Annotated in this window: 27 protein-coding genes; 10 read left to right on the top strand and 17 right to left on the bottom strand. The window is 62.3% G+C overall.

Features of this window, described 5'->3' with window-relative positions; translation table 11 throughout:
• A partial coding sequence (locus M0954_RS19775) for an FAD-binding oxidoreductase (RefSeq protein ID WP_297355030.1) occupies positions 1-346 on the top strand: 346 nt, incomplete at its 5' end.
• Positions 347-463: 117 nt separating this feature from the next.
• A complete protein-coding gene (locus tag M0954_RS19770) occupies positions 464-1,165 on the top strand; it encodes a TetR/AcrR family transcriptional regulator (protein WP_297355029.1) in 702 nt (233 codons plus the stop codon).
• Positions 1,166-1,202: 37 nt separating this feature from the next.
• Here M0954_RS19770 and M0954_RS19765 read toward each other — a convergent pair whose 3' ends face one another.
• The 3 genes from M0954_RS19765 to aroQ are packed head-to-tail and all read right to left on the bottom strand — an operon-like array spanning position 1,203 to position 3,944.
• Positions 1,203-2,573: an MFS transporter gene (locus tag M0954_RS19765; RefSeq protein ID WP_133893437.1), complete on the bottom strand. Its 1,371-nt coding sequence runs from the start codon at positions 2,571-2,573 to the stop codon at positions 1,203-1,205.
• A 49-nt stretch (positions 2,574-2,622) separates the two neighbouring features.
• A complete protein-coding gene (locus tag M0954_RS19760) occupies positions 2,623-3,492 on the bottom strand; it encodes a shikimate dehydrogenase (protein WP_297355027.1) in 870 nt (289 codons plus the stop codon).
• Positions 3,489-3,944, bottom strand: a complete 456-nt coding sequence (aroQ, locus tag M0954_RS19755) for a type II 3-dehydroquinate dehydratase (protein ID WP_122158522.1) — start codon at positions 3,942-3,944, stop codon at positions 3,489-3,491. Before aroQ ends, M0954_RS19760 begins: the two co-directional genes overlap by 4 nt.
• Positions 3,945-4,184: 240 nt before the next feature.
• On the opposite strand from aroQ, the gene M0954_RS19750 reads away from it, so the two are divergent.
• From M0954_RS19750 to M0954_RS19735, 4 genes are all read left to right on the top strand, one after another.
• Positions 4,185-6,080, top strand: a complete 1,896-nt coding sequence (locus tag M0954_RS19750; protein WP_297355025.1) for a bifunctional sugar phosphate isomerase/epimerase/4-hydroxyphenylpyruvate dioxygenase family protein — start codon at positions 4,185-4,187, stop codon at positions 6,078-6,080.
• Between the two features lie 184 nt (positions 6,081-6,264).
• Positions 6,265-7,446, top strand: a complete 1,182-nt coding sequence (locus tag M0954_RS19745) for a porin (protein ID WP_133893439.1) — start codon at positions 6,265-6,267, stop codon at positions 7,444-7,446.
• A 262-nt stretch (positions 7,447-7,708) separates the two neighbouring features.
• The gene (locus M0954_RS19740) at positions 7,709-8,038 is read left to right on the top strand and encodes a hypothetical protein (RefSeq protein WP_122158519.1); all 330 of its coding nucleotides are present in this window, start codon (positions 7,709-7,711) and stop codon (positions 8,036-8,038) included.
• A gap of 146 nt (positions 8,039-8,184) precedes the next feature.
• Positions 8,185-8,442 (top strand): hypothetical protein, encoded by a 258-nt coding sequence (locus M0954_RS19735; protein WP_122159576.1) that lies wholly within the window; start codon positions 8,185-8,187, stop codon positions 8,440-8,442.
• Positions 8,443-8,523: 81 nt separating this feature from the next.
• Here the strand turns inward: M0954_RS19735 and M0954_RS19730 are convergent, their stop codons facing one another.
• The 6 genes from M0954_RS19730 to M0954_RS19705 form a co-directional block, all read right to left on the bottom strand.
• Positions 8,524-8,859 (bottom strand): hypothetical protein, encoded by a 336-nt coding sequence (locus tag M0954_RS19730; protein ID WP_074268963.1) that lies wholly within the window; start codon positions 8,857-8,859, stop codon positions 8,524-8,526.
• Positions 8,860-8,872: 13 nt separating this feature from the next.
• Positions 8,873-9,640: an AraC family transcriptional regulator gene (locus M0954_RS19725; RefSeq protein ID WP_122159574.1), complete on the bottom strand. Its 768-nt coding sequence runs from the start codon at positions 9,638-9,640 to the stop codon at positions 8,873-8,875.
• Positions 9,641-9,712: 72 nt separating this feature from the next.
• The gene (locus tag M0954_RS19720; RefSeq protein ID WP_133894973.1) at positions 9,713-11,005 is read right to left on the bottom strand and encodes an FAD-dependent oxidoreductase; all 1,293 of its coding nucleotides are present in this window, start codon (positions 11,003-11,005) and stop codon (positions 9,713-9,715) included.
• Positions 11,006-11,007: 2 nt separating this feature from the next.
• Positions 11,008-11,277, bottom strand: a complete 270-nt coding sequence (locus tag M0954_RS19715) for a (2Fe-2S)-binding protein (RefSeq protein WP_123388093.1) — start codon at positions 11,275-11,277, stop codon at positions 11,008-11,010.
• Complete coding sequence (locus M0954_RS19710; protein ID WP_123388329.1) at positions 11,270-12,406, bottom strand: FAD-binding oxidoreductase; 1,137 nt, start codon at positions 12,404-12,406, stop codon at positions 11,270-11,272. Before M0954_RS19710 ends, M0954_RS19715 begins: the two co-directional genes overlap by 8 nt.
• The gene (locus M0954_RS19705; protein ID WP_133893440.1) at positions 12,403-13,350 is read right to left on the bottom strand and encodes a 4-hydroxyproline epimerase; all 948 of its coding nucleotides are present in this window, start codon (positions 13,348-13,350) and stop codon (positions 12,403-12,405) included. The genes M0954_RS19710 and M0954_RS19705 overlap by 4 nt, the downstream gene beginning before the upstream one ends.
• 369 nt (positions 13,351-13,719) lie before the next feature.
• Here M0954_RS19705 and M0954_RS19700 point away from each other — a divergent pair, with 369 nt between their 5' ends.
• Entirely contained in the window at positions 13,720-14,625 is a 906-nt protein-coding gene (locus M0954_RS19700) for a dihydrodipicolinate synthase family protein (RefSeq protein ID WP_297355023.1), read from the top strand.
• 5 nt (positions 14,626-14,630) lie between these two features.
• Here M0954_RS19700 and M0954_RS19695 read toward each other — a convergent pair whose 3' ends face one another.
• On the bottom strand, positions 14,631-15,350 hold the full coding sequence (locus M0954_RS19695) for a response regulator transcription factor (RefSeq protein ID WP_133893441.1): 720 nt from the start codon (positions 15,348-15,350) through the stop codon (positions 14,631-14,633).
• Between the two features lie 279 nt (positions 15,351-15,629).
• Here M0954_RS19695 and M0954_RS19690 point away from each other — a divergent pair, with 279 nt between their 5' ends.
• Complete coding sequence (locus tag M0954_RS19690) at positions 15,630-17,132, top strand: MFS transporter (RefSeq protein WP_183143322.1); 1,503 nt, start codon at positions 15,630-15,632, stop codon at positions 17,130-17,132.
• Between the two features lie 126 nt (positions 17,133-17,258).
• Here the strand turns inward: M0954_RS19690 and M0954_RS19685 are convergent, their stop codons facing one another.
• Together M0954_RS19685 and M0954_RS19680 are read right to left on the bottom strand one after the other, a co-directional pair.
• Complete coding sequence (locus M0954_RS19685; RefSeq protein ID WP_122158512.1) at positions 17,259-17,531, bottom strand: hypothetical protein; 273 nt, start codon at positions 17,529-17,531, stop codon at positions 17,259-17,261.
• A gap of 152 nt (positions 17,532-17,683) precedes the next feature.
• The gene (locus M0954_RS19680) at positions 17,684-18,115 is read right to left on the bottom strand and encodes a DoxX family protein (protein ID WP_122158511.1); all 432 of its coding nucleotides are present in this window, start codon (positions 18,113-18,115) and stop codon (positions 17,684-17,686) included.
• Between the two features lie 263 nt (positions 18,116-18,378).
• On the opposite strand from M0954_RS19680, the gene M0954_RS19675 reads away from it, so the two are divergent.
• A complete protein-coding gene (locus tag M0954_RS19675; protein WP_122158510.1) occupies positions 18,379-19,104 on the top strand; it encodes a DeoR/GlpR family DNA-binding transcription regulator in 726 nt (241 codons plus the stop codon).
• A gap of 6 nt (positions 19,105-19,110) precedes the next feature.
• Here the strand turns inward: M0954_RS19675 and M0954_RS19670 are convergent, their stop codons facing one another.
• Positions 19,111-19,512, bottom strand: coding sequence for a VOC family protein (locus M0954_RS19670; RefSeq protein WP_123388096.1), 402 nt, complete (start codon positions 19,510-19,512; stop codon positions 19,111-19,113).
• Positions 19,513-19,669: 157 nt separating this feature from the next.
• On the opposite strand from M0954_RS19670, the gene M0954_RS19665 reads away from it, so the two are divergent.
• Complete coding sequence (locus M0954_RS19665; protein WP_297355021.1) at positions 19,670-20,437, top strand: SDR family oxidoreductase; 768 nt, start codon at positions 19,670-19,672, stop codon at positions 20,435-20,437.
• A gap of 88 nt (positions 20,438-20,525) precedes the next feature.
• Here M0954_RS19665 and M0954_RS19660 read toward each other — a convergent pair whose 3' ends face one another.
• From M0954_RS19660 to M0954_RS19645, 4 genes are all read right to left on the bottom strand, one after another.
• Positions 20,526-22,676 (bottom strand): tetratricopeptide repeat protein, encoded by a 2,151-nt coding sequence (locus tag M0954_RS19660; RefSeq protein ID WP_297355020.1) that lies wholly within the window; start codon positions 22,674-22,676, stop codon positions 20,526-20,528.
• 248 nt (positions 22,677-22,924) lie between these two features.
• On the bottom strand, positions 22,925-23,362 hold the full coding sequence (locus tag M0954_RS19655) for an acetyltransferase (RefSeq protein WP_297355018.1): 438 nt from the start codon (positions 23,360-23,362) through the stop codon (positions 22,925-22,927).
• A 21-nt stretch (positions 23,363-23,383) separates the two neighbouring features.
• Positions 23,384-25,255, bottom strand: coding sequence for a DUF3857 domain-containing protein (locus M0954_RS19650; protein ID WP_297355016.1), 1,872 nt, complete (start codon positions 25,253-25,255; stop codon positions 23,384-23,386).
• Positions 25,256-25,513: 258 nt separating this feature from the next.
• Positions 25,514-26,224: head GIN domain-containing protein (locus tag M0954_RS19645; protein ID WP_297355013.1), on the bottom strand; the 711-nt coding region annotated here is incomplete at its 5' end.

The following is a 26,224-nucleotide window of genomic DNA, read 5'->3' as shown; positions in this document are numbered from 1 at the left end:
GCGGGCCGATCTGCTGAAGGTCTATCCGCAACTGCACGATGTGCGGATCGAGCACGCATGGGGCGGCCTCATGAGCTACGCGCGGCACAAGATGCCGCAGATCGGCCAGGGCGCCGATGGCGTCTGGTACGCGGTCGGCTTCGGTGGACACGGGATGGCTCCCACTACCGTTTCGGGCGAACTGCTGGCGGCCGCGATTGCCGGCGAGCGGGCGGTCCCGGAAGCGTTCGCCACGTTCGGACTGACGCCCACTTTCGGCACACTGGGGCTCGCCGCCGCGCAGTTGACCTACACCACCATGCAGGCCCGCGACGCACTTGCGGCACGTCGCCGGACGCGTTCCTGACCTCTCCGCCCCCACGCCTGACGTGACGCCGCAAGCCCGCCGCAAACGGTAAAGCGCGGCAGCAAGCGGTGATTTTCGCCATGCTAGAATGCGCCGTCATCGCCGCTTAAGCACACAATGAAAAAGGGAAGCAAGGCCGCCGCGCCGGATCAGAGCGGCATCCCGTCCGAACCTCGGGGCAGCGACGCCCGCCGCAAGTACGATCCCGAAGAGACGAAACGCAACATCCTCGAAGTCGCCACCCAGGAATTTTCCGCCATGGGGCTGGCCGGCGCGCGCGTGGACGCCATCGCCGAGCGCACCAACACCACCAAGCGGATGCTGTACTACTACTTCGAGAGCAAGGAAGGCCTGTACCAGGCTGTGCTGGAAAAGGTGTACGGCGACATTCGCGCGCTCGAACAGGATCTGCACGTCAGCGAACTCGATCCCATTGAAGGGATGCGCAAGCTGGTCGAATTTACCTTCGATTATCACGACCGCCATCGCGACTTCGTGCGCCTCATTACCATCGAGAACATCCACGGCGCGAAGTATGTCGAGCAGTTGAAGACGTTCAAAGGCCGCAACGCGAGTGTGATCGAAACTATCGAAGATCTGCTGGCACGCGGCGTCGCGAGCGGGCAGTTTCGCAGCGACGTGGATGCCATCGACCTGCACCTGCTGATCAGCTCGCTGTGCTTTCACCGGATCGGCAATCGCCACACGTTCGGCACCGCCTTCGGCCGCGATCCGTCGCATCCGCGCCTGCGCACGCGGCACCGGGCCATGGTGGTCGATGCCGTGTTGCGCTTCGTGCGCAACGAAGCGCCGCACTGACGCGTGCGGCTGGAAAGAAAGGCGCGCGCTGGCTGGCTTAATCGGTCAGCACGATCCGCTTGATATCTCCGACGATAAAGATGTAGGACAGTGCGCCGATCAGCGCAATCGCGCCGATGAACACCAGCGCGCCGACGAACGAGCCGGTCCACGCCACGATCAGGCCCACCGCCAGCGGCGTAATGATCCCAGCCAGATTCGCCGCGAAGTTGAAGATGCCGCCCGTCACGCCGAGCAGGCCGTCCGGTGCGATGTCCGAGACGAGCGTCCAGCCGAGCGCCGCCATCCCCTGCGCAAAGAACGCCACAGACAGGATCACGATCACGGTCACGTTGCTTTCGACGTAGTTGGCCAGCACGATCGTCGAGGCGAGCAGCAGCCCGGCGATGATCGGCAGCTTGCGTGCGACGTTCGGCGACACACCGCGCCGCAGCAGCCAGTCCGAAAACGTGCCGCCGAACATCACACCAATCGACGCCGCAATGAACGGCATGATCGCGAAGAAGCCGATCTTGAGCCAGGCCATATGACGCTCGGTGGCCAGATAGGTCGGGAACCACGTGAGGAAGAACACCAGCGTCGAGTTGCCGGCGAACTGGCCGAGACAGATGCCGGTGAGCTGCCGATGCTTGAGCAGTTGCCCAATGGTGCGCCACTCGAAGCCGCTCGACTGCGGCTTCGTTTCGTCCACGCTGTTCTTGCGATGGGTGAGGCCGCCGCCTGCTTCGATGTAATCGAGTTCCGCCGCGTTGGCGGCCGGATGGTCGCGCGGTTCGCGGTAGCAGAACCACCAGACGAGGCCAAATACCAGGCCCACCGCGCCCACTACGTAGAACAGCGAGCGCCAGCCGAACGCACCCATCAGCGCAAACAGGAACGGACTGAAGAACGCGAGGCCGATATATTCGCCGACGGTGTAGGTGCCCGTCGCCATCGCCCGTTCGCTTTGCGGAAACCACGTCGCCACGACGCGGCTGTTGGTCGGAAAGCACGGCGACTCTGCTACACCTAATCCAAGCCGGAACGCGAACAGCGGCGCAATGCCGTGCACCAGTCCCTGTGCGAGCGTGCACAGCGACCAGAACGTCATCGACAGAAAATACGTGACCTTGCTGCCGAAGCGGTCGAGGAACAGGCCGCCCGGAATCTGCGACGCCACGTAGCTCCACGAAAAAACCGAAAACATCAGGCCCATCAACGCTGCATTGATGCCCAGTTCCTTGGTCAACTGCGGCGCCGCGATGCCGAGCACAGTACGGTCGAGGTAGTTGATCATCGTGCCGACTGCGAGCAGCGCGAGGATGCGGTAACGCACCTTTGATCGGCGCGCGCCAGTTGCGGCGGCGTTGGCGGTCGACGCGCCCTGCTCCGGAAGATCGGAATGAGCGGAATGAAGCGGATGCGGCATCTTTGTCTCCTTCATGTCTTGTTGGATTTGCGGCACGGCCGGCCGCTGTTTACTCGCGCGGCAACAGCGTCTGGAAATGCGCGAACATCCGCTCGGCATCCGGCTCCAGTCCGGTAAAAATGCGGAAGGCGTCGACCGCCTGATAGACCGCCATGCCGCCGCCGGACAGCGTGCGGCAACCCGCTGCTTCGGCCGCCTGCAACAGTGCAGTACGAATCGGGAAATAGACGATATCGGCAACCCACAGGCCGCCGTGCAGCAACTCCGCCGGCAGCGGCATGCCGGGCAGCTTGGCCATGCCGGTCGGCGTCGCGTGAATCATGCCGCTGGCGCGAGCGAGCTCATCGGCAAGCGAGTCGCCTGCTCGCACGATCGAGGCGGGGAAACGCGCCTGCAATTCATCGGCGAGGATGTGTGAGCGGGACGCGTCCACATCGAACAGCGTCAGCGCTTGCGCGCCCATCTGCAACGCCGCATGGGCGACGGCGGCGCCCGCACCACCTGCGCCGAGTTGCACGACGCGTTCGAGCGATACGTCCGGCAAACCTCGCTCGAAGGCGCGGGCAAAACCGGACCAGTCGGTGTTGTGGCCGATACGCTTGCCGTCCTTCAGCAGTACTGTGTTGACGGCGCCCAAAGCATGAGCGTCAGGAGATAGTTCGTCGAGCAGAGGAATGATCTGCTGCTTGCAAGGGTACGTAACGTTCAGGCCGTTGAAACCCATCCGCTCAGCCGCGACGAGGATATCGGGCAACGCGGAGGCGCCGACCTTCAGCGCTTCCAGATCGATACGGCGATACACATAGCGCAAGCCGAGCTGGCTGCCCTCCTCCTCATGCATCGCCGGTGTCAGCGAGCCGCCGATGCCAGAGCCGATCAGCCCGACCAGATACGATTTGTTACTAGCCGGCATCGTCATTTTGCAGTCCTCGCCTTCAGAATCACCGCCATCCGCTCCAGTGCCAGCACGTAGCCCTGCGTGCCGCAACCGATGATCACCGCCTCGGCAATCGGCGACACATACGAGTGATGCCGGAACGCTTCGCGGCGATGCACATTCGAAATGTGCACTTCGATCACCGGCTTGTCGATTGCGGTCAGTGCATCGGCAAGTGCCACGGACGTATGCGTATAGGCCGCAGGATTGATGATCACACCGTCCACCTTGGTACGGGCCGCGTGCAGCCAGTCAATCAGTTGATGCTCCGCGTTCGACTGGCAGAAGTCGAGCGTCAGATCGAGCCGCTGTGCTGCGTCGCGGCACATCCGCCCGACGTCCTCGAGCGTCTCGGAGCCGTAAATGGCCGGCTCACGCGTGCCGAGCAGGTTGAGATTCGGTCCGTTCAGGACCAGCACCGAGGCGAAACTCATTGCAGCCACTCCATAAGATTAGTGCCCGGGTCAGGCGACCGGCGCGCGGCCGCTTTTTCCCATCATGGCGCTAGTGTGCACCCAATCGACAGGTTGGTCTTCTGGGGTTTATACGAATTTGTACGATCTAGTTAGTTTGTATAGAATCACGAAAAATCCAGCTAATATGGCGGATAGCGCCCCTTGAGTCGATACTCATAGGTAACGGATTGGTCCATTTCTCGCTTGCAGGAGCCGTTGATGCAAACTTCGATCGCCACCGTTTCAATTAGCGGAACACTGGTAGAGAAGCTGACCGCGATTCAGACGGCGGGCTTCGACGGCGTCGAGATCTTCGAGAACGACCTGCTCTATTTCGACGGCTCGCCCGCCGACGTGCGCCGCATCGCCGCCGACCTCGGCCTGAAAATCATGCTGTTCCAGCCGTTTCGCGATTTCGAGGGCGTGAGCGCCGAGCGGCTCGCGCGCAATCTCGATCGTGTGAAGCGCAAGTTCGATCTGATGCATGAACTCGGCACCGACCGCATTCTGGTGTGCAGCAATGTGCAGGCGGATACGCTGCGCGACGACGCGCTGATCGTGGATCAACTCGGCGCGCTTGCGCTGGCGGCGCAGCAGGCAGGTGTGATTGCCGGTTACGAGGCGCTCGCGTGGGGGCGTCATGTGAATTCGTACCGGCACGCGTGGCGGCTCGTCGATGCCGTCGGTCATCCGAATCTCGGCATCGTGCTCGACAGCTTCCATACGCTTTCCATCGACGATCCGGTGGACGAGATTGCGGCCATTCCGGGCGAGCGCATCACCTTCGTGCAGATCGCGGATGCGCCGAAGCTGGCGATGGATGTGCTCGAATGGAGCCGCCACTATCGCTGTTTTCCGGGCCAAGGGGATTTTGATGTTGCGGGGTTTACCGCGCGCGTAGTGGAAACGGGTTACCAAGGGCCGCTTTCGCTCGAGATTTTCAATGATGGTTTTCGCGCGGCACCGACTGCGGCGACGGCAGCGGACGGGCATCGTTCGTTGTTGTTTCTTGAGGAGCAGACGCGTGCGAGGCTAGAACAGCGGGGCCAAATCAAGCAGCGGACCGCGCAGCTCTATCAGCCGTCTCCTGCGCCGACACATATCGGTTTTCAGTTCCTCGAATTCGCAGTGGACGACGCGGCACGCACGCATCTCGCGGACTGGCTCGGCAAGCTCGGCTTCCGCGATGCCGGACGGCATCGCTCGAAAGACGTGACGCTGTATCAACACGGCGCCGCCTCGATCGTGCTGAACGCCGAGGCCGATTCGTTCGCCAGTGCGTTCTTTCAGCAGCACGGGCTGTCTTTGTGCGCGTCGGCGCTGCGCGTCGATGACGCGAGGCTAGCGTTCGAGCGCGCGGCCGGCTTCGGCTATGCGCCGTTCTCGGGCCAGGTCGGACCGAACGAACGCGTGCTGCCCGCCGTGCGCGCGCCGGATGGCAGCCTCAACTATTTCGTCGACGAAACACCTGACGAACCCACGCTGTTCGAAGCCGATTTCCTGTTGAACAAGAGCGGCAATGCTGCCGAACCAGCGCTTCTGACAAACATCGACCACGTTGTGCTTTCGCTGCCCGCAGACTCGCTCGATACCTGGGTGCTGTTCTTCCGCACGGCCTTCGGCTTCGAAGCGGAGCCCAGCTGGCTGGTGCCCGACCCGTATGGCCTCGTGCGCAGCCGGGCGTTACGCAGCCGCGACGGCTCCGTGCGTATCGCGTTGAATGCTTCAGTGGACCGGCATACGGCGGTAGCGGAGGCGTTGCATGCCTATCGCGGCTCCGGCCTGAATCACGTGGCGTTCCGCACCGGCGATATCTTCGCGGCGATCCCTCAATTCGTCGATGCCGGTCTGCCGATCCTGCGAATCCCGCGCAATTACTACGACGATCTCGCCGCTCGCTACGCACTGCCGGACGAGACGATCGAAGTCCTGCGCGCCCGCAACATCCTCTACGACCGCGACGAACACGGCGGCGAGTTCTTCCACGCCTACACCGAACAACTCGATCAACGCTTCTTCCTCGAAATCGTCGAACGGCGCGGCGGCTACGACGGCTACGGCGCTGGGAACGCCGCAGTCCGGCTGGCTGCACAGGCTCAACACCGCAAGCATTGAATCAACCAGGCGGGTCCACCGAACGGCCACCTAAAACAGGGCCGTCAGTACACCTTTTCATTTTTTTGCAGATGTACCCGAGCGCCGAATTAGTGTTCGGCCAGTTACAGGCCGCGACAGGCCACGTATAAAAATCAACGCTTTACCTTGGCGATCTTTTTTCACAACGAAGGAGACACAGTAGATGAAGCAGTCTCGTAGCACACTCACTAAACTCGCCTTTACGGCCAGCGCAACCCTCCTCGCCAGTCCGGCTTTCGCGCAAAGCAGCGTCACGCTGTACGGCGCAGTGGACGACGCAATCGTCTATGCCAACAACCAGAAAGGCGCCTCAAACGTCTATCTGCGCCAAGGCAATCTGTATGCGTCGAAATGGGGTCTGCGCGGTGTCGAGGACATTGGCGGCGGCACCACCGTCGTCTTCGATCTGCAGAACGGTTTCGATCCGAATACCGGTGCGCTGTCCTCGTCCACGCAGATCTTTAACCGCCAGGCGTATATCGGCATGCAAAACCCGATGTACGGCACGTTCACCGTGGGTCGGCAATACTCGACGTATTACCAGTTCGTGGGGCCGCTTGCTTCTTCCAACTGGCTGACCGGCGCGACGGGCGCGCATCCTGGGGATATCGACGGGCTCGACACGACGATCCGCATCAACAATTCGTTGATCTACACGACGCCGAGCTGGAACGGCCTGCAAGCAAGCGGCATGTACGCCCTGGGCGGCATTGCCGGTAGCACCGGCCGTGGCGAGACGATCAGCGCCGGCGTGCGCTACAACACCGGCCCGGTCAATCTCGCCGCGGGCTATCTGCGCATGGACAACGCGCAACAGACCACCGGCTTCGATTCGGCGTCGACAGGCAGTTTCGGCACCTCGTCGCTCAACACCGGTTATGTGTCGGCAAAGGCGCTCCAGCACATCGCAGCGGCAGCCGACTATACGATCGGCAACCTGATGATGGGTCTCACGTACACCAACGTGCAATACGTAGCCGGCGGCCGCTCCATCTTCCACGACACCGCGATCTTCAATACCTACGCCGCGCTTGCCACCTATCGCTTCGCACCGGACTTCGACGTGGCCGGCGCATTCTCGTACACGCTGGCGTCGCAAGCCAACGGCATCACCAGCGCCGCGCGCTATCAGCAGTATTCGCTCAAGCAGACTTATCACCTGTCGAAGCGCACCTCGCTGTACGCCGTGCAGGCCTATCAGCGGGCCAGCGGCGAAACGCTCGGTTCGAAGGGAGCCGGCAATATCGTCGAGGCGACGCCGGCGGTCGGCGACTCGCAGAACTCGACGCCGTCTTCGACGAACGCGCAGTTCGTCGGCATGTTGGGTATCGCGATCCTTTTCTAGAAGACGGCTGGGCAGGTTTGCGCCGCGCGGGCCGACCATGCGTGACTTTGAACGCGCTTTACGGACGCTTTACTTAGGCTTTACATGCGTTCAGCGTTTCGCAAGGTTCCCGCGGCGTCCGCGTCTTCCGAGGGGCACGCTTTTTGCGCCGATATAATGGCGTTTGATCCGCCATGCGCCACCTGACGCGGCGCGCTTTCCGCGGCCACGCCCGTCCGGCGCCGCCCCGCAGGCCGCGAGGACCGATACCCACTGGAGACATATGAAGAAGTTTGCCGTAGTCCTGTCCGTTCCCCTGCTGCTCAGCGCGTGTGCCTATTTCCAGAATCCGGATTCGGGCGAGCCCGTGATCGACGGCAACACGCAGCGCCCTGTCAACGACGTGGTGGCGTGCATGACGCAGGAAGCCGCCAAACATAACGCCCCGTTCAAGACCACGCCGCTGCCGGAAGGGCAAATGCTCGATTTCGGCGACTCGAACGTCGTCAAGATCCGCGCCGACAATGGCGCCACCACCTACCGCTTTTACGCGGGCAAACGTCACGCCAGCAACCTGTGGATCGAGGGCGCGAGCAAAACCTGCGCTCCGTGACGTTCCCGTGACGTAAGTGCCGGTAATCGACGCGACATCGAATGCAACACATTCCTACCGAATGAGGCTCGAGTCTTAAGAATCGTTTAAGACTTGGGCCCCATGATCCACCGGACAATGAAAAGCTGGAGGTGGATATCTTGAACCTGAACAAAACAAATCGCGACGTAGGCGACCCGGCGGTGCCCGCCAAGCGGACCATACTGCGCCGCCTGTTGAGCCACCATGAGCTCGCCACGCTGCTGCTGTTGCTGCATGCGCCGATCGACGCATCCGCGAAACCCGAGATTCCGATGCTGCATGAGGCTGGGCTGGTCGAAACAGTCGCTACCGAGGCCGGTGCGCCGCACATTCGTCTGACGCCGGAAGGCAATGCAGTCTTGCGTGGACTCGGCATTCGCTAACTCGGCGGATTGCCTGGCCGCTCAATAGAGCCGGTAACGTTTTGTTACTCGTAATTCCATTCGTTTGACTATTGGCAGTTATCACGCCTGCCACACCGCGTAGCCCGCTTCACGCAGGCCGATCGCCAGTTCCACTTCCATGTCGCGCGCGCCGTCGTAAGGCATCGGATTGAATACTTCATACAACTCCGGCAGCAGCCGCAGGCCGTAATCGCGCACATAGCGATTAGCCTGAATATCCGCCTTGTGCCGGTCGAAGCGCAGATCCGGGTCCAGCCCCGTCATTCCCACATACACGCAAGGCTTGTCGAACCGGTAGTCCGGATTCGCACGGCGAAAGCGCGCCTCGTTCCAGACGGTGTCTTCCAATACGACCACGTAGACGTAATAGTGATGACTGGGACGACGACGGGCCATGCGATGCGCGCGCTCAGCTAGAAGTGGTCCCGTGCAGCAGCATGCGGTACTCGGTCGGCGTAATGCCGACGGTCGCCTTGAACTGCCGCGTGAACGCGCTGTGATCGGTATAGCCGCACAGGGCGGCCACATCCGTGACCTTGTCGTGCGACACCAGCAGCGCGGTGGCTGCATCCAGCCGCGTTTTCAGCAGCACCTGGCGCGGCGTCAGATGAAAGACTTTGTGAAAGTAGCGTTCGAGCTGCGCCACAGACATATCCGCCATCGCCGCAAGCTGCTTCAGATTCAGCGGCTGCACGTAATTGTCCTGGATGTACTGCACGACCGCGGCGAGCCGGCTGTACGCGGGATGGCTACCCTCGTCCGCTTTCAGATCGCGTGAAATACCGGCCAGCCCCACCACCTGCCCCGCCGGGTCGCGCAACGGCTGCTTGCATGTGAGGCACCAGCCGGGTTGACGTCCGGGGTACAGATGCAACTCCAGCTGATCGACCATCTGGTTGCCGACATTGATGATCGCGATGTCCTGGGCCGTGTAGATGCGCCCGAAGCGGCGCGGGAAGACGTCCTCGGCGGTCTTGCCGAGCAGCGCAGTCTTGTCTTTGTAGCCGCAACGCGAGGCTAGCGTACGGTTCACGAGCGCATAGCGCGCCTGAGCGTCCTTGACGAAAAACACGACGTCCGGCATCGCATCGAAGACCGGCTCGAGCAATGTGAAATGCGAGAGCATGCCGGTCAACGTGGTGTCGGGCGGGTCGAGCGGGTGAGCCAGCGTGTTCATCTTGCGTGTCCCGTGCATCCGGTGCGTGATCTTGTGCGCTCGATTATAGGTCCGCGAGATGCGGCGAAAAAATCAGGGGATCAACGAGGGTGACGCAGCGCATTCGGCCGCCTTGATGAGCGTGCCAATCTGCGCCGGGTGGAACGGTGGACGCGGCTGCGCCGTCTGCCAGCCGAAATACGTGCTGGCGGCCGTGCCGCAGGTACGGCCCTGGCACGCGCCCATCCCACAGCGGGTGTGCAGCTTGGCGTCGCGCCAGTCGCGATGGATGCTCACTTCGCCGAGCGTCACGTCTTCACAGCGGCACAGCATGGTCTCAGCAGGAGGGAGCGCGCGTGCTGCCTCCCCTAATGCGAAAGCCGTCTCCACACGCTGCGCGAAACGTTGCCAACGCTGACGTTGCGCGCGCAGTGCGCGCAGGTCCAGCGTTGTGTCGCCACTCGCGATGCATCCCGCCAGCGCTCCTTCGACCCGCGCCAGTTCCATGCCGCCAATCCCCGTGCATTCGCCCGCAGCGAGCACGCCGTCCACCGAGGTACGCTGCATGTCGTCGACTCGGATTGCGCCGTGTTCGTCGAGCGCACAACCGAGCGCCTGGGCGAGCGTCACGTTGGGCACCAGACCATAGCCGCATGCAATGCGGTCGCAGGCAAGCGTGACTTCGCGGGTGCCGCGCATGATCGTTGCGTACTCGACTCGTCCTGCGCCGCGGGCTTCGCGCATCACGCTATTGGTCCAGTAGGGCAGCCTTGCGCCTCCACGCGTGAGCTGCGCGGCCTGCAGCAACTTCGAAGGCGTGGCCGCGAGCGAGGCAACGAAGCGCGCCAGCGTGATCGCCGGCGCCTGCTCGACCGCCGCCACCACGTGGGCGCCCGCTGCGCGAGCGGTGGCAAGCGCGGCGAGCAGCAATGGGCCGCTGCCGGCGATCACGATGCGCTCGCCGCGTACCGGCGTGCCGCCTTTGATCAGCGCCTGCAGCGCGCCCGCGCCGGTCACGCCTGGCAGCGTCCAGCCGGCGAACGGCAGCAGCCGCTCACGTGCGCCGGTCGCGAGGATCAGTTGGCCGTAGCTGACACACACGCCGCCATGCTCGGCCGTTTCGAGCAACAGGGCGCGCGGTCCCAACGGAGCAATCACGCGCGCGGATGACCACACGGTGACGTTCGGATGTGCGCTTAAGACCGCGTCGACTTCGCTCAACGGAGCCTGCGGTGCGTGGCCAGGTCCTTGCCGCCAGACTTGACCGCCGACGCGCGGATTGTCGTCGAATACTGCCACCCGTGCGCCATTCTGCGCTGCGGCCCGCGCCGCATTCAGCCCGGCCGGACCAGCGCCCGCGACGACGATGTCGTAGTGTTGATCCACGCTCACAAAGGCCCCGTCGTCTGAATGATCTGGCCATCACGACAAAGCGTCTGGCACGCCAGCACATGCGCCCGGCCGTCGATGGTGACGCGGCATTCCTGGCACACGCCCATACCGCACAAGGCAGCACGAGGCTGGCCACCCACCGAAGTGCGCGTGCCGCGCAGGCCTGCAATCGCGAGTGCCGCCACGACCGTCGTCCCGGCCGCGACTTCTATCGTGCGCGCGTCGATCGTCACGCGGATGCGCTCATTGGCGCCGCGTCTAGGCATGACACACGCTCTGCGCGAAACGTTGCGGCAAGTAGGGCTCACATGGGATCGGCGCGGCGTCTCCCGTGATCTGCGACGCGAGCAGTTTCGCAGTCGCCAGCGATGTGGTGACGCCAAGACCTTCATGACCCGCCGCCACCCACAGATCTGCAGCCGCATCGCTCATCCGGCCCATGCGGCCAATCAACGGCAAGCCATCCGGCGTCGCGGCCCGAAAGCCGGTCCACGCGCGAATCCCGTTGAGCGATGGCAACGCCGGCAAATAGCGCGCGGCGCGCTGCAACATCTGCGCGAGCACGGGCATTTCGACGGAGGGATCCGTCGTGTCGAACTGGCGCGACGAGCCGATCAGCAGTTGGCCCGTCGGCCGCGGTTGGGCGTTGAACGCCACCGAGGTGCCCACCGCGTGATGGGCGCTTTTGATGTATCCGAGTTCCAGCAGTTGATGCCGGATCAGACCGGGGTAGCGGTCCGTGATGAGCAGATGGCCCTTCTTCGGTTGCAGCGGTAGCGATGGAACCAGCTTCTGCGCGCCCGTGCCGTTAGCCACGATCACATAGGCCGCCTGCTTGCGTTCGCCGTTCACGAGCATCACGCCATGCGCGTCGACGGCAGCCACTTCCGTCGCCAGCCTCACGCGAATATTCGTCGCCGCTGGCGATTGCGTGAGCAACCATTCGGCCGCAGTCGGCGCGTAGACGATGCTGTCGTGTTCGATCCGCAGGCCGCCCGCCATGCCAGGCGCGAGTGCGGGTTCGCACGCGCGCAACACAGCACTGTCGAGCAGTTGTGCGGCGATGCCTTGCGCCACAAAAGCATCGTGCATCGCGCACGCGGCTTGCCATTCTTCGTCGTCGGTCGCGACCCATAGCGTGCCGCAGCGCGAGAATGCATCGCGGGTACGCAGCTGCGGCGCAAGCTCGAGCCACAAGTCACGCGAATACGCGCTTAAAGCAAACTCCGCCGGGGAGTCGTTCATCACGACAATGTGGCCCATGCCCGCAGCCGTCGCGCCGCCGCCAATGCCGTGCATATCGAGCACCTCGACCTGCATGCCGCGCGCGGCGAGTTCCGCCGCGCATGCCGCGCCGACAATCCCCGCACCGACGATGAGCGCATCCGCCGTCATGCCGCGCGCAAACCCCACGCAAACGGATCGCGTTCATCGAAGCACAAACGCCCTTCCGCCATGATGTGCGCATGGCCGGTGATGGTCGGCACCACTGTCGTGCCGTCGCCGCTCGCCTGATACGTAGCTTCGAAGACACTGCCGATAATGCTTTCCTGACGCCACACGGCGCCCTCGGCAAGCTTGCCGTCGGCAGCGAGACAGGCCACTTTCGCGCTGGTGCCGGTGCCGCATGGCGAGCGGTCGTAAGCGTTGCCCGGACACAGCACGAAGCTGCGGCTGTCGAGACCATCGCGCGAGCCGGGGCCGAACAGCTCGATATGGTCAATCAAGGCGCCGTCCACACCCGTGATGTGCTGAGCAATCAGTGCGTCGCGGATTGCCGAAGTGAACGCGGTCAACTCAGGAATCTGACGCGCCTCGAGCGTACGGCCGTGCTCGGCGACAAGGAAAAACCAGTTACCGCCCCACGCGATATCGCCGGTCAACACGCCGTGACCGGGCACGTCGACGCTCACCGCCTCCCGGTAACGATAAGACGGCACGTTGCGCACCGCGACGCTGCCGTCGGCATTGAGCGTGGCCTCGACGATGCCGACCGGTGTCTCGATGCGGTGCTGCCCCGCGCCGATGCGGCCCATATGCGCCAGCGACACGACGAGTCCGATCGTGCCGTGTCCGCACATGCCGAGGTAGCCAACGTTATTGAAGAAGATCACGCCGGCCGCGCAATCGGCGGCGTCCGGCTCGCACAACAGCGCGCCGACGACGACGTCCGAGCCGCGCGGTTCGGTGACGATGCCGGCGCGCCAGTCGTCGAAGCGCGTGCGGAACACGTCGAGCCGCTCCGACAGCGTCCCGTTGCCGAGATCCGGGCCACCGGACACAACGAGGCGGGTCGGTTCACCGCCGGTGTGCGAATCAATCACGTTCAAGGTTTTCATGCTGCCATCTTAGAAATGCCGGCACGGCCAGTCTTGGTGTCATTATGCGCGGATTGTGACGATTTCAGCACAGTCTCATGAACGGCTTCTCCCCGCTGGGGACGCTCACACCGGACTTCCGTTGCGCGAGCCTGGACACGCCTGCGTGGCATTGAGTCCGTATGCCGGGAAGCCGCTTCCGCGTGATCCCCACACGGCATGCCCAGACCCCGTAAGACAGCATAGCCACTGGACATTCAACGGCCTTGCCGTGCGATTACCGCACACTACCTGTGCTGAAATCGTCATCGAAGACGCGCGAATCGCGCAAGACGGCGGCTTTTTCCCTGCTTACACTGCGGTCAACTCATCACATTCAGGAGAGACGTCGTGGCGCACATCTGGGAAGGCGTATTACCCGCAGTCACCACCAAATTTCACGCGGATTTCAGCATAGACCGTGCGTGGACGGCAAAGAATATCGAAGCGCAGATCGAGGCTGGTGTAGATGGCATCATCGTGTGCGGCTCGCTCGGCGAAGCCTCGACCCTCTCGCTCGACGAAAAGCTCGAAGTGCTCGATATCGCCGTGGACGCCTCGCGGGGCCGCGTGCCGGTACTCCTGACGATCGCCGAGAACAGCACGCTCGACGCCTGCCGTCAGGCCGAAGCCGGCACGAAACACGGCGCGGCTGGCTATATGGTGCTGCCGGGTCTGCGCTATCTGTCGGACCGGCGCGAGACGCTACACCACTTCCGCAGCGTCGCGAAAGCCAGCGCCTTGCCGCTGATGATCTACAACAACCCGCTCGCCTATGGCGTCGACACCACGCCTGAGATGTTCGCCGAACTCGCCGACGAGAAGAAGATCGTCGCCATCAAGGAATCGTGCGGCGACGTGCGCCGGGTCACCGACCTGATCAACGTCGTGGGCGATCGCTATGCCATTCTGTGCGGCGTGGACAACCTCGCCATGGAAGCCACCCTGATGGGCGGGCACGGCTGGGTGGCTGGCCTCGTATGCGCGTTTCCGCATGAGACGGTCGCGATCTACAAGCTGATCAAGGCAGGCCGCGTCGAAGAAGCCCGCGCCATCTACCGCTGGTTTGCGCCGCTGCTCGCACTCGATGTCTCGCCGAAGCTGGTGCAGAACATCAAGCTCGCCGAAACAATGGTGGGACTCGGGACGGAGCATGTGCGCCCGCCGCGTCTGCCGCTCGCAGGCGACGAACGCAATGCGGTCGAAGCACTGATTCGCCACTCGCTCGAAACCCGGCCCAAGCTGCCGTCGCTCTGAGCAGATCAGGCCGCGGCTTTCTCGATCTCGGCTTCGGCCTGATGCAGGCTTAGCAACCGGTAGCCGCTCTTGTAGACCGGTTGCAGACGGAAGCCGTTGTCCTGATCGATCTCGAGCAGCAGACGCAGACGCGACACGTGGCTGTCGATGGTCCGCGTGAACTCGCGGAATTCGCGGCCCCACACCATCGCGAAGATATGATCGCGCGACAGCACGCGGCCGATGTTGGCGAAGAACAGCGACGCCAGACGATACTGTGTGCCGGACAATTGCACGGGCACACCCCGCAACGTCACCAGTTGGCGATGCGCGTCGAAATGGTACGGCCCGGCGTCGAAACTCGCCACGCTATGGCGATCCGGGTAGGCACGCCGCAGCAATGCGGCGACCCGCTCGCGGAATTCCGCCGGGCGCACCGGCAACGGCACATAGTCGTCCGCACCCGCCGCGAAGGCGCGCACTGCGGCGGCCTCCGAGCAGTCGTGCGAAGCGAACACCACCGGCATCCGGTCGCCGCCCACGGCGCGCACCGATTTCAGCACGTCGATGCCCGATAGACGCATGCCGTTCCAGTCGAGCACAAGCAAATCGACGGTCGAACGTGCGAGGGCCTTCGACATGCTCAGACCGTCGTCAAAAGTCGCGCAGGTATGACCCGCCTGCTGCAGGGTCTGTTCGATCGACTGGCTCTGCACGGGGTCGCGCTGAAGGATGGCAATACGCATGAGGAAAGCTCTTAACGGTTGGATCGGACGCGATTCTGTGAGTCGCCCGGCCTTCGGCCCATAGGAGCAATCCTAATTTACCCAACGATCGGCGTTGTCCGACAGATAAGCTTCAAATTCTGACACCGGCACTCTCCTTTGATGACGGACCGGCGCGGGATGAACGCGGTTCGTCGGCGGTTTTGCGCTGGCATAGGCTGAGCTCGCACGAGGGGCGATGCATCGACACTTCACGCCGCGCCGAAACGTCGGGTGCCGCCGAGGCTTACGATGGGTCTTATGAAAACGACCTCCGCCCCCTTCACCCCCGCTATCGCGCGCATCGTCGCGACGGTCAGCGTCGGGTTCGTCGTCACGCAACTCGACGTGACTATCGTCAACATTGCGCTCGCCAAAATCGGCGGCGATCTGCACGCGAATGTCACGGGCCTGCAATGGATCGTCGACGCCTACGCGCTGGCTTTTTCGGTCCTGATGTTGTCTGCCGGCGTGCTCGGTGACCGGCTCGGCGCGCGCCGCATGTATGCGGTCGGCATCGTGCTCTTTGCCCTCGCGTCGCTCGCCTGCGGGCTCGCGTTCGACGCCAGCATGCTCGTGGCAGCGCGGGCGCTGCAGGGCATCGGCGCCGCCGCGATGCTGCCCAACTCGCTCGCGCTGCTTAACCAGGCCTGCGGACACGATCCGAAGTTGCGGGCACGGGCTGTGGGTCTGTGGACCGCTGCAGGCGCGGTCTCGATCGCGGCGGGCCCGGTGATCGGTGGTCTGCTGATTGCGGGCTTCGGCTGGCGCAGCATCTTCCTCGTCAATCTGCCGATTTGTGCGGCCGGCCTGTTTGCGACCTTCGCCTGGGTGCCGCGTCCGGACGCGGCCGCCGGCCCGAACACAACGGTCCCAGGTAATGCACAATCCACCGCACAGGCTGCCCCGCAGCCGCGCAGCGTCGACCTGCCCGGCCAGTTACTGGCGATCGTCGCGCTAACGGCGTTCACCGGCGCGGTCATCGAAGGACGGCCCCTCGGCCTGAGCCATCCGCTGGTCGCGGGCGGCTTTATCCTCGCTGTGATCGCGGTCATCGCGTTTGTGACGGTGGAGGCGCGTGTGGCCACCCCGATGTTGCCGCTCTCGCTGTTCCGCAAGCGCACCTTCAGTGCCGCTGTGCTGTTCGGCATCTGCGTGAACCTGACGTATTACGGCATGGTGTTCGTGCTGAGTCTGTATCTGCAACGCGTGCGGGGCTACACGCCGCTCGAGGCTGGACTCGCGTTCCTGCCGCTGACTGGCGGGTTCCTCGCCTCGAACGTGCTCAGCGGCTGGGTGGTCGGGCACTATGGCGTGCGCGTGCCGATGATCTGCGGTGCGCTGACCGCTGCGCTCGGCTATGGCCTGCTGCATCTCGTCGGCGCGACGACGCCGTTGATCGGGCTGTTGGTGCCGTTCCTGCTGATTCCGTCGGGCATGGGCCTCGCGGTGCCGGCCATGACGACCGCCGTGCTCGCGTCAGTGGAACGGCAGCGCGCCGGCACGGCGTCGGCAGTATTGAACACCGCGCGGCAAGCGGGCGGTGCCGTGGGGGTCGCGGCGTTCGGCGCGCTGGTGAGCGGTGCGGGCGCGGCGCATATCGTGTTCGGCATGCAACTCGCCACCGCGATCTCGACGGGCTTGTTGCTCGCTGCCCTGGTGCTCGGCTGCCTCGTGCATCCGGAACCGCATGAACAGCAACCGGAAGACGATAGCAGCAAGGCATCACCGGGACGTCGTTTGCGAGCTATTGATCGCCGTTAACACCGCTAGCGCACAACTCGAGTCCATCCTCCGGAAAGCACAACGCCCACGCTGAACCCAGCGTGGGCGTTGTGCGTTGCGGCGCACCAGGCAGCAGTGGAACCGCGTCCGCTTATTGCGCTACAGCTACAACGAGGTTTCCTGAATCTCCCCGGATTCGAGCGCGCGCGCAATCAGGCCCTCGCTCTCCACCTTGCTGATCGCATCGGCAATCAGCTTGGCCGGTTCTTCAATCTCAGCCTTGATCGTGCTGATAAAACCCGACGCGTCGAGGACCACCAGCGTTTTCGCGGAATCGGCCAGGCTGATGATCACACGATGCGGCGTTGGCCCTTCGCCAAGGCTCGCGCAAAAATGCATGACGTTGCCACCGATCGTTTGCTCAAAATTTTGAATCATTGTCGACTCCCTTGAAGACACCCTGAATCGGAACGGCATGTTGGAACATGCCCTGCGCAAACGGTCCTGATGTAGCCATTTCAGCAGCAACCTCCGTACCGGGCCCAGCTACCGCCGCTTTGCTCACGCTCGCGCGCGGGGCACGCGCTTCCTCAGCGCCCCAGACCGCTGCGCGGCGCGCGGGCGCCGTCGATACTGATACGGCCCGCACCGGTCACGAACAGCAGCAGGAAGCCACCCGCAATGCCGATGTTTTTCCAGAAGTGAATCACCATGTCATGCTGCACCACGGCATCTGTCATATTCCAGAAATCGTGCCCGAGGACGGCTGTCGCTACCGTGTACACCGCCATGATGAGCGCCAGCGGGCGAATCTTGAAACCGAGCACGAGAAACAGGCCGCCGAGCGCCTCGACCGCAGTCGCGAGCGGTGCAGCAATCTGCACGAATGGCACGCCTTTCGAATGCAGATAGCCAACGAAACCCGCGTAACCCAACAGTTTCATCACGCCGCCCCAAAGGAACAATACGGCAAGGGCAAGACGTGCAATGAGGATTACGCCGGAATCGACGGGTCGCGTCATGAGAAAGGACTCCTGTGAACAGATAAGCAAAAGACCGGGCGATGCGCTGTCAGTTCCCGGAAGGTGCATGTCAGAATATGTGCATTGACTCGCTTCGCCAAGCGGAAATGCTTCACGTCGGGCGCTCATAAGGAGAATTTCCCCCTTCAAAAAGCGTCAGATTGCGCTCCGGATTGCTCGCCGCGCACGTCTGGTCTTGTTATAATCCTTTCACGATTCCGAACGAAATATAACGAACCCATTGCGTCAGGGCCGGGACTTCCATGCTGAAAACTGACCGCCTGCGCGCGCTCGCTGACGCGCTGGGCAGACAAAACGTGATGCGTCTGCGCGATGCTGCCGCACTGCTCGGCGTGTCGGAAATGACGGTGCGCCGCGACGTCGCCGCAAGTCCGGGACAATTCACTTATCTGGGCGGCTATATCGTCAGCGCGACGGACGTACCCAACACCGCCGGGTATTCGCTGGAGCAGGAGAAGGACCACTTCGCACAAGCTAAAGCTGAGGCCTCGGCGTTCGCCGCGAAGCTGATCGCCGACAACGAAACGCTCTTCATCGATTGCGGCACCACCCTCACCACGCTGGCCCGGCTGATTCCTGCCGAGCGGCACGTCACCGTGGTTTGCTACTCGCTGAACGTCGCAGAAATTTTACGGCGCAAACCCAACGTGCGGATGATCCTGCTGGGCGGCGTGTATGTGCCGTCGTCGGACTCGTTCGCCGGCGAAGAAAGCATCGAGATGCTGCGCCGCATGGGCATCAACAAAGCGTTCATTTCTGCAGGCGGCGTGGATCCGGCACGCGGCGTCACCTGCTGGAATTTTCATGAGGTCGCGCTCAAGCAGGCGGCCATGGCAAGTGCGGTGGAACGGCATCTGGTGGTCGATACAAGCAAGTTCGGCGCGGTTAAAGCGGTCCGGTTCTCGCAGGTCGACGATTTCGATTCGATCATCACCGAGAAGGGCCAGGAGTTGCGCCGGCGCAATTGAGCTCGATCAAGGATACGTGGCCACTTCAATCAGGTTGCCATCCGGGTCGCGGCAATACACCGAGGTCATCGGACCACGCGCGCCGGATCGCGCTACAGGGCCTGCCTCGATCTGGATGCCGTTCGCCAGCCAATGCGCCTTGACCGACTCCGGACTAGCCTGCGTCACGAAGCACAGATCGGCGCTGCCGGCTACTGGCGCGACGCCCGTAAACCATGCCACCGTATCCGCATCTTTGGGCCGCAGATTGATCTTATGTGAGCCGAAGTGGACGGCAACCCGCACACCGGTGCGCGAGTCGAAATCGGTGCGCTGCATGCCCAGTACGCGGACGTACCATTCGGCACTGGCCTCCACGTCCGCTACATTCAGAACGATGTGGTCGATGCTGTCTATTGAGAAGCTCATGATCGTCGAAAGTGAGTTGGTGCATCATCAGGTTGAGGTGAGCAGCCCGCCAAAGGTTGCATCGGCAGCGCCAGCCAGGTACCACTCGTGAAAAAATACCACGTGTGGGACATTTGCATCGGCTCACTCATGAACACCCGTCAAAAAGGAACCCCAGATGACTCAGCTATTTGATTTGAGCGGCCGCACTGCCCTCATTACCGGCTCGGCGCGTGGTATCGGTTTCGCGCTCGCCGAAGGGCTCGCCGCCGCGGGCGCTCGCGTGGTGTTGAACGGCACGCGCGCCGATACGGTCGCTGAAGCTGTAGCACGACTCAAGGACAAGGGGCTCGACGTCCAGGGCCGCGCCTTCGATGTGACTGACGAACAGGCTGTGGACGAGGCGTTCGCGCAGTGGGACACAGACAGTATAAATATAGATATCCTTATCAATAATGCCGGCATCCAGTTTCGCAAACCACTCGTGGAGCTCGAGCTGAGCGACTGGCAGCGCGTGATCGACACCAACCTCACTAGCGCCTTCATCGTCGCCAAGCAGGCCGCCAAACGGATGATCGCGCGTGGCACCGGAGGCAAGATCGTCAACATCGGTTCGATCATCAGCGAGAACGCGCGTGCCACCGTGGGCGCGTACGCGGCGGCGAAAGGCGGCATCAAGATGCTCACCCGGGCCATGAGCGCCGAGTGGGCGTCAGCGAACATCCAGGCCAACGCGATTGGCCCCGGCTATATTCTGACCGACATGAACAAGCCGCTCGTGGAAAATGCAGCCTTTGACGCGTGGGTCAAAAGCAGCAACCCATCGCAACGCTGGGGCATGCCCGACGAACTCGTCGGCACCGCGGTGTATCTCTCATCAGCGGCATCGAGCTACGTGAATGGCCAGATCATTTACGTCGACGGGGGTTGGCTCGCGGTGCTGTAAGCGAGCGGGACGTAGCGTGTGCGGCGCCGTAATGTCTTGACGTGGTTTAACGCGACATTACGGCAAGCTTTCCGGCCTGAAGTGATCCTCAGCTCTCCAAAGCAAGCGGCGCCGCGAATTCCACCATACACGCCTCACGAACCCTCTCGACCACCGCGGGCCAGCTTTCGTCCGCCGCTTGCCGGAACAGTCGCACCGTGTGCGGATACCACGGCGAATCGCTGCGTTCATGCATCCAGCGCCAGTCGATACCGTGCCCAGGCAGCATGATCCAGCATGGCTTGCCCATCGAAGCCGCCAGGTGACCAATCGAAGTATCGACGCAGATCACCAGATCGAGCTGCGCGATGATCGCCGCGCTATCGGCCAGATCCGCTACTTCCGAGCCGAGATGTAGCAGTGGTTGCCCATCTGGAGGACACTGCGCCTCGTCTTCGGCCTGTCCTTTCTGCAGGCTCACGAACTGGACATCCGGCACACTCCACAGCGGCGCCAGCGTAGTCAACGACGGCAGCGACCGGTTGGCGTCATTGTGATGTCGCGGGTTGCCTTTCCACACCAGCCCGACCTTGCGCCCTGCAGGCAGCGCCGCGAGCCGCGAGCGCCACTGATCGAGAAGTGGCTCGGCGATCTTCAGGTGACCGGCGGCCGGAATCGTGTCCAGGGTCGTATGCAGATGCAGCGGCGCACTGAGCAAGCTGGTCCAGCGATCGAATCCGGACGCCAGCCGCAACGCGCCTTGATGGTCGAGCACCGCATCAACGCCCTCCACTGTGGCCATCAGGCCGTGCAGCGGGGTCACACAGACAACCGTAATCGTGGCCGCGCCCCGTGCCTTGAGGAGCGGCAGGTAGCGGCTAAACTGCAGCACATCGCCGAGGCCATCCTCTTGCCAGATCAGCAGCGACTTGCCAGCGAGATCATCTCCACGCCAGTGCTGACAGGGCAACATCGCGACAGTCTTGGGATGGATATAGTCCGGCTTCTGATAGCGGGACTCATAAAGCCGCCAGCCTTCTTCGAACGCACCGGTACTGAGCAGAAGTGTCGAGAGGGCGAATTTCGCATCGGCATAGTCCGCGCGGATCGCGATAGCCTGCCGGTAGGCTGCCTCGGCCTCATCTAACCGGTTGAGTTCCTTGCGGACGTTGCCAAGGTTGTAATGAGCCTCGACGACGTTGGGGCGCAGCGCGATCGCCTGCTGGTATGCAGCAACCGCTTCCGACCAGCGCTCGAGCGCCTGGAGGACACCGCCCAGGTTGTTATGCGCTTCGACGCCGTTCGGATTGATGCGTAGCGCCTCGCGATAAACCGCCTCCGCATCGGCGAGCCGATTCATCCCGTGCAGCACGATGCCAAGGTTGTAGCAAGCCTCCGCGTAATCGGGACGCAGCGCTAACGCCTGCCGGTAGCAGGCCTCGGCTTCGGGCAGCTTTTTGAGGTCGGCCATTACGGTGCCGAGATTGTTGTGCGCCTCGGCGTAGCCGGGACGGATCGTCACCGCCAGCCGGCACGCGAGTTCCGCTTCGGGTAGCCGCGTGAGCATCTTCAGCACGCTGCCCAGGTTATTGAGCGCTTCGGGATACTGAGGGCGGATCGTCAGCGCCTGCCGGTAAGCCTGATCCGCTTCGGGCAAGCGGTCCAGTTCCTTGAGCACGTTGCCCAGGTTGTTGTGCGTCTCGGCAGAACCGGGCCGCAACGCCAACGATTGCCGGTAAGCGGCCTCGGCCTCATGCAAACGGCGCAGTTCGTAGAGGACGATGCCCAGGTTGTAGTGCGCCTCTGCGTAATCGGGACGTACGGCGAGCGCCTGCCGGTAGGCTGCCTCTGCGTCTGGCAGACGCTTAAGGCCACATAGCACAGCACCGAGATTGTTGTACGCCTCGGCCTGATCGGGGCGGATCGCCACGACGCTGCGGAACATTGCCTCCGCTTCGGGCAAGCGGCCAAGCCCCTTCAGCAGCATCCCGAGGTTGTTGTAGCCATCTGCGAAATCGGGCTTTAGCGCGATCGACTCGCGCCAGTAATTCTCCGCCTCCGTCAACCGGTTCAGGCCGTGCACCGCGATTGCGGCGACGCTAAGTGTTCCGACGAGCACGGGTACGGCGACGTTGGCACGCGCCTCGAGCACGGGCTGCACCAATACCAGCGCCTCGGCGAATTTCCCGGTAGAACAGAGCATAGCCGCCGACTGTACGGTTTCTGCTTGGGAGGGCGCGAGCGTCGATGTCGGAGTCATGAATAGTGGTTGCCGATGTCAGCGTCTGTAAGGTCAGGGAAAGCGATTTGCCAGCAGCGGTTTCAACGCGCACGTGTCGTGCAGATGCGCCCACTGCTAACGGAACGGCCCAAACGCAGGTTAAGGCAATTGAGGCTGGCGCGATGTGAGGAAATGAACGTGTTGGAGCACGCTATTCCGAGGATGGGGACGTAGACGGCAGTTCGACCAGGCCTGGTCGTGCCACCGCGGCGTGACCGGCAAGCACCTTACGCCTGTAAGGCCATATGCAGGAGTGGAAACGGTCTGCCTGCCGAATCCGTCGGCGAGCGTCCGATATCCTTGAATCCGTAGCGGAGATAGAACGCGTGAGCCTGCGGATTTTGTTCGTTGACGTCTACAGTCAGATTCGGGTGTTGCCGTTTCACGTGATCGAGCAGGCTCGTGCCAACGCCACAGCCAAAGTGACTGGGATCGACAAACAGCATGTCGACTTGCGCTTCATGCACGCCGATAAAACCGACGATGAGGCCATCGACGGTTTCATAGACCGATACTTCCACCGCCGGTAGATACCGGTCTCTGACCTGCGGATAAAGGTCCTCGATATCGTGCTCGCGCAGGAAGGTGTGCGTCGCTCGCACCGAACGAAGCCAGACTTCGACAAGCACTACGTTGTCTTCAGGATTCCGGCTTCGGATGGTCATGATGTGTGCGTCCTGCGCCCGCTAGTACACGAGTTGAGTGCGCATATCGCGCGTCACTGCTAGCGCCAGCTTCCTCAGTTCGAGATACTGATCGGGTTGCACCAACACGCTTTGCATCGAGATGGTGAGGTCACGAGTCACGGTAATCGAGTGACCGTCGGCTACATAGCTAGACGCGTACGTGCCATACGGCGAAACGATCTTGACCGGCTTGGGCAGATTCGCCACCTTGACGTTATCCGGCAGCGTGATGATCGTAGTCTGGGTTACGCGGCGGCTTAGGAACGGCATCGCGAAGTCGCGACTTTCCGGCGCGAATTCCTCGAACGTCGAGGCGATATTGCTAAAGCCGTCCAGACCCAACGGCACCTGGATGGCGCCCGGTCCCGGAAATTGCGCATAACCGGGCAACTGAAATTCAGTCCTATAAACCAGCGGCTGGGTCAGATCGTGTACATCGCCGTGTTGATAGTTGCCCGTGCCGTTCTGACCGGTCAAGGCAATAATCCGGCCCGCGACCTGCGATTCGAGGCCGGGCGCGAGTGAAGCAAACAGTCCACGCGAGAGCCAGTCGAACATGCCGCTAGTGTTGACCTCGCTCGTCCCCTTTACATCGCCGTCGCCGTCCAGCGTGAGGTGAGTCGTGATCTGCTCACGCGTGCTGTCCGGGCTACCCATTGGCAGCACAACAATTTTCCCGCTGCCGCTGCCGTCGTCCACCATCAGAGCGGACTTACCCATCTCGTTCGCGGGCAACGTTCCAAAGCGTGCGAGGCCCGCGGTCGAATCCGCGTACAGCTTTAAATCCGGCAAATACGTAATGACGTGATCGAAGACGCCGAGCGGTGCGGCCACGTTGGGCAGTGAATAGAAATCTCCGCTATTCACCAGCACCGGCGTGCTCTTGATCCCCTTGGCCGCAAGCAGCGCCTGCAAAAGCGTTACATGATCCTTGCAATCGCCGTATTCCGACTTGAGGATCGAATCGGCATCATGAGGCACGATGCCACCGTACTTGAGCATGATAGCGACGTAGCGGATATGCGTACTGACCCAGTTATAGAGGGTCTCCGCTTGCGCTCGCGGATCGCTAATGCCCTTGGTCAACTGATCGGCTAGCGTTTGAACCGCCGGCGTCACCGCGGCTTTGGGTGCGGCGCGGTCTTGGTACGCGGTGCCGACTGCCGCGAAGCTGGGGAACGTGGTGACGATAACGTGCGGGCTATGATCGTTTGAGGCGACGGAACCAAGCTCCGGTGCGTGTGCCGGTTGATTCTCCAGCGTCCAGTGCCACGTTTGCGTGTCGGGCTTGTCCGGCCCGACCTGGCCGCCGCTCATGCCTGGCGCATCCATATAGAGTTTGAGCGAAGCAGGAGCGTGCAGGGTGACGGCGGCAGAGCGGATCTCCTCCTGGTCATTAAAGTATTCGACCAACGAGAATTGCCCGGGGAAGATCGGCTTGTGCTGGGTTCTGAGCGTATGCAGCGTCACGGTCGAACCAATCTCGACCGCGGGGAAAATCACCGTCTTGACCTTGCTGTCGTCGAACATCGGCGCGCCCGCACTTGCCGCGCTCTGTTGCTCCATGATCTTGTCCGGCGCCACGTCGATGCGCTTGCCGTCTTTGGTGGTGGTGTAGGCCTCCTTCACCGTGAGCCCTTCCAGAGACGTGCTGTAGCGTAGAGGAATCTGGCCGCGCTGCTTGACGGCCTGATCGGTATTGAGCCGGATGACCTCCGTCTCGTCCGTCGTAGACGTGGCGTCGGCGTTAACGTTATAGACGATGTCGTCCGAAAGTACCGTGAAGTTAGGCTGGAATTCCGCAGCTTGAGCGTTAGCGCATGGGCTGGTCGCGACCCAGGCGGCGATTAGTGCCGGGATAATCTTATGCATTAGTTCGATTTGTTAATTGTTAATTTGTAGAATTACTGCAAGCGGGCGGGAGTTTTGCGCCCTCGGTTTACCCGCCACGCCGGTAGATACTGCATGACTATAAATCGCGTGTAAAGCGAGAGACGTGTTATTTCAATGTCGAATTCCTCTAATTAATAAGTAATCCGACATTTATTTAACATTGCTTTCTGGAAGCCTTCAACGTGAATGATGTGCACAGGTCGTCAATCCAGCGACGACCCACGCATTGCCTGACAACTATTCGAAATGCACATCCCCGGAGCCGGTCCGGTTCACCACTTTCATTGGCGGATTGCCAAGAATCCGAACATCGCCTGATCCGGTCAAACCGACAATTGCCGTGTTCGAAGCATATGCGCGCAGATCGCCGGAGCCTTTCATACTCGCATTTAACACTTTTGCATGGATCGAGCGAACGTCTACCCCACCCGAGCCCTTGATCGAGACATTGACCGTAGTGACCTGGCCTGATGCCATGATCGAGCCAGAACCGGAGACGTCGAGGTTTAGAGAATCTCCGCTGATGCCGGACGCATTCAGCGATCCCGAACCCGACAGACTCACCGCAAGCAGCGACGGACTGGTAATCGCCACCTTGATCGGCTTCCTCAGCATCACCGAATCCGCCAGCTGGATGGTCAATACATTGTCCTTCACGGTCGTAAGCACGAGCGGCAAGATATCGGCTGGACCGGAAACCGTAACTGACGTATTCGCGCCAATGGAGAAGGTCACGTCCACGGGCGCACGCAAGTCAATGCCCGAAAACCTGCCGGGCTGGCGCGCTTCCGATTTATCTGCGGCTGTGCCGGCGGTCACCGCTACGGGTGTATCAACACGGATGATGGCGCCGTTGTTGCCCTGGGCTAGCGCAACACTAGCGAGGATGCTGCCGGCGGCTACGACGGCCAGTCGAACGATGGACACTCTCATAGTTTTCCCGATCAG

The sequence above is a fragment of the Paraburkholderia sp. genome (genome assembly GCF_026225065.1).
Classification (GTDB): Bacteria; Pseudomonadota; Gammaproteobacteria; order Burkholderiales; family Burkholderiaceae; genus Paraburkholderia.
The sequence above is the reverse complement of the archived record's forward strand: the minus strand, read 5'-3'. Positions and strand labels throughout refer to the sequence as shown.

Coding starts and splice junctions, on each gene's coding strand:
- M0954_RS19685 (WP_122158512.1), bottom strand. CDS start 17,531: ATGATTCAAAATTTTGAGCAAACGATCGGTGGCAACGTCATGCATTTT.
- M0954_RS19665 (WP_297355021.1), top strand. CDS start 19,670: ATGACTCAGCTATTTGATTTGAGCGGCCGCACTGCCCTCATTACCGGC.
- M0954_RS19680 (WP_122158511.1), bottom strand. CDS start 18,115: ATGACGCGACCCGTCGATTCCGGCGTAATCCTCATTGCACGTCTTGCC.
- M0954_RS19715 (WP_123388093.1), bottom strand. CDS start 11,277: ATGCCTAGACGCGGCGCCAATGAGCGCATCCGCGTGACGATCGACGCG.
- M0954_RS19670 (WP_123388096.1), bottom strand. CDS start 19,512: ATGAGCTTCTCAATAGACAGCATCGACCACATCGTTCTGAATGTAGCG.
- M0954_RS19750 (WP_297355025.1), top strand. CDS start 4,185: ATGCAAACTTCGATCGCCACCGTTTCAATTAGCGGAACACTGGTAGAG.
- M0954_RS19710 (WP_123388329.1), bottom strand. CDS start 12,406: ATGACGGCGGATGCGCTCATCGTCGGTGCGGGGATTGTCGGCGCGGCA.
- M0954_RS19740 (WP_122158519.1), top strand. CDS start 7,709: ATGAAGAAGTTTGCCGTAGTCCTGTCCGTTCCCCTGCTGCTCAGCGCG.
- M0954_RS19745 (WP_133893439.1), top strand. CDS start 6,265: ATGAAGCAGTCTCGTAGCACACTCACTAAACTCGCCTTTACGGCCAGC.
- M0954_RS19690 (WP_183143322.1), top strand. CDS start 15,630: ATGAAAACGACCTCCGCCCCCTTCACCCCCGCTATCGCGCGCATCGTC.
- M0954_RS19765 (WP_133893437.1), bottom strand. CDS start 2,573: ATGCCGCATCCGCTTCATTCCGCTCATTCCGATCTTCCGGAGCAGGGC.
- M0954_RS19705 (WP_133893440.1), bottom strand. CDS start 13,350: ATGAAAACCTTGAACGTGATTGATTCGCACACCGGCGGTGAACCGACC.
- M0954_RS19695 (WP_133893441.1), bottom strand. CDS start 15,350: ATGCGTATTGCCATCCTTCAGCGCGACCCCGTGCAGAGCCAGTCGATC.
- M0954_RS19760 (WP_297355027.1), bottom strand. CDS start 3,492: ATGACGATGCCGGCTAGTAACAAATCGTATCTGGTCGGGCTGATCGGC.
- aroQ (WP_122158522.1), bottom strand. CDS start 3,944: ATGAGTTTCGCCTCGGTGCTGGTCCTGAACGGACCGAATCTCAACCTG.
- M0954_RS19660 (WP_297355020.1), bottom strand. CDS start 22,676: ATGACTCCGACATCGACGCTCGCGCCCTCCCAAGCAGAAACCGTACAG.
- M0954_RS19650 (WP_297355016.1), bottom strand. CDS start 25,255: ATGCATAAGATTATCCCGGCACTAATCGCCGCCTGGGTCGCGACCAGC.
- M0954_RS19730 (WP_074268963.1), bottom strand. CDS start 8,859: ATGGCCCGTCGTCGTCCCAGTCATCACTATTACGTCTACGTGGTCGTA.
- M0954_RS19655 (WP_297355018.1), bottom strand. CDS start 23,362: ATGACCATCCGAAGCCGGAATCCTGAAGACAACGTAGTGCTTGTCGAA.
- M0954_RS19770 (WP_297355029.1), top strand. CDS start 464: ATGAAAAAGGGAAGCAAGGCCGCCGCGCCGGATCAGAGCGGCATCCCG.
- M0954_RS19725 (WP_122159574.1), bottom strand. CDS start 9,640: ATGAACACGCTGGCTCACCCGCTCGACCCGCCCGACACCACGTTGACC.
- M0954_RS19675 (WP_122158510.1), top strand. CDS start 18,379: ATGCTGAAAACTGACCGCCTGCGCGCGCTCGCTGACGCGCTGGGCAGA.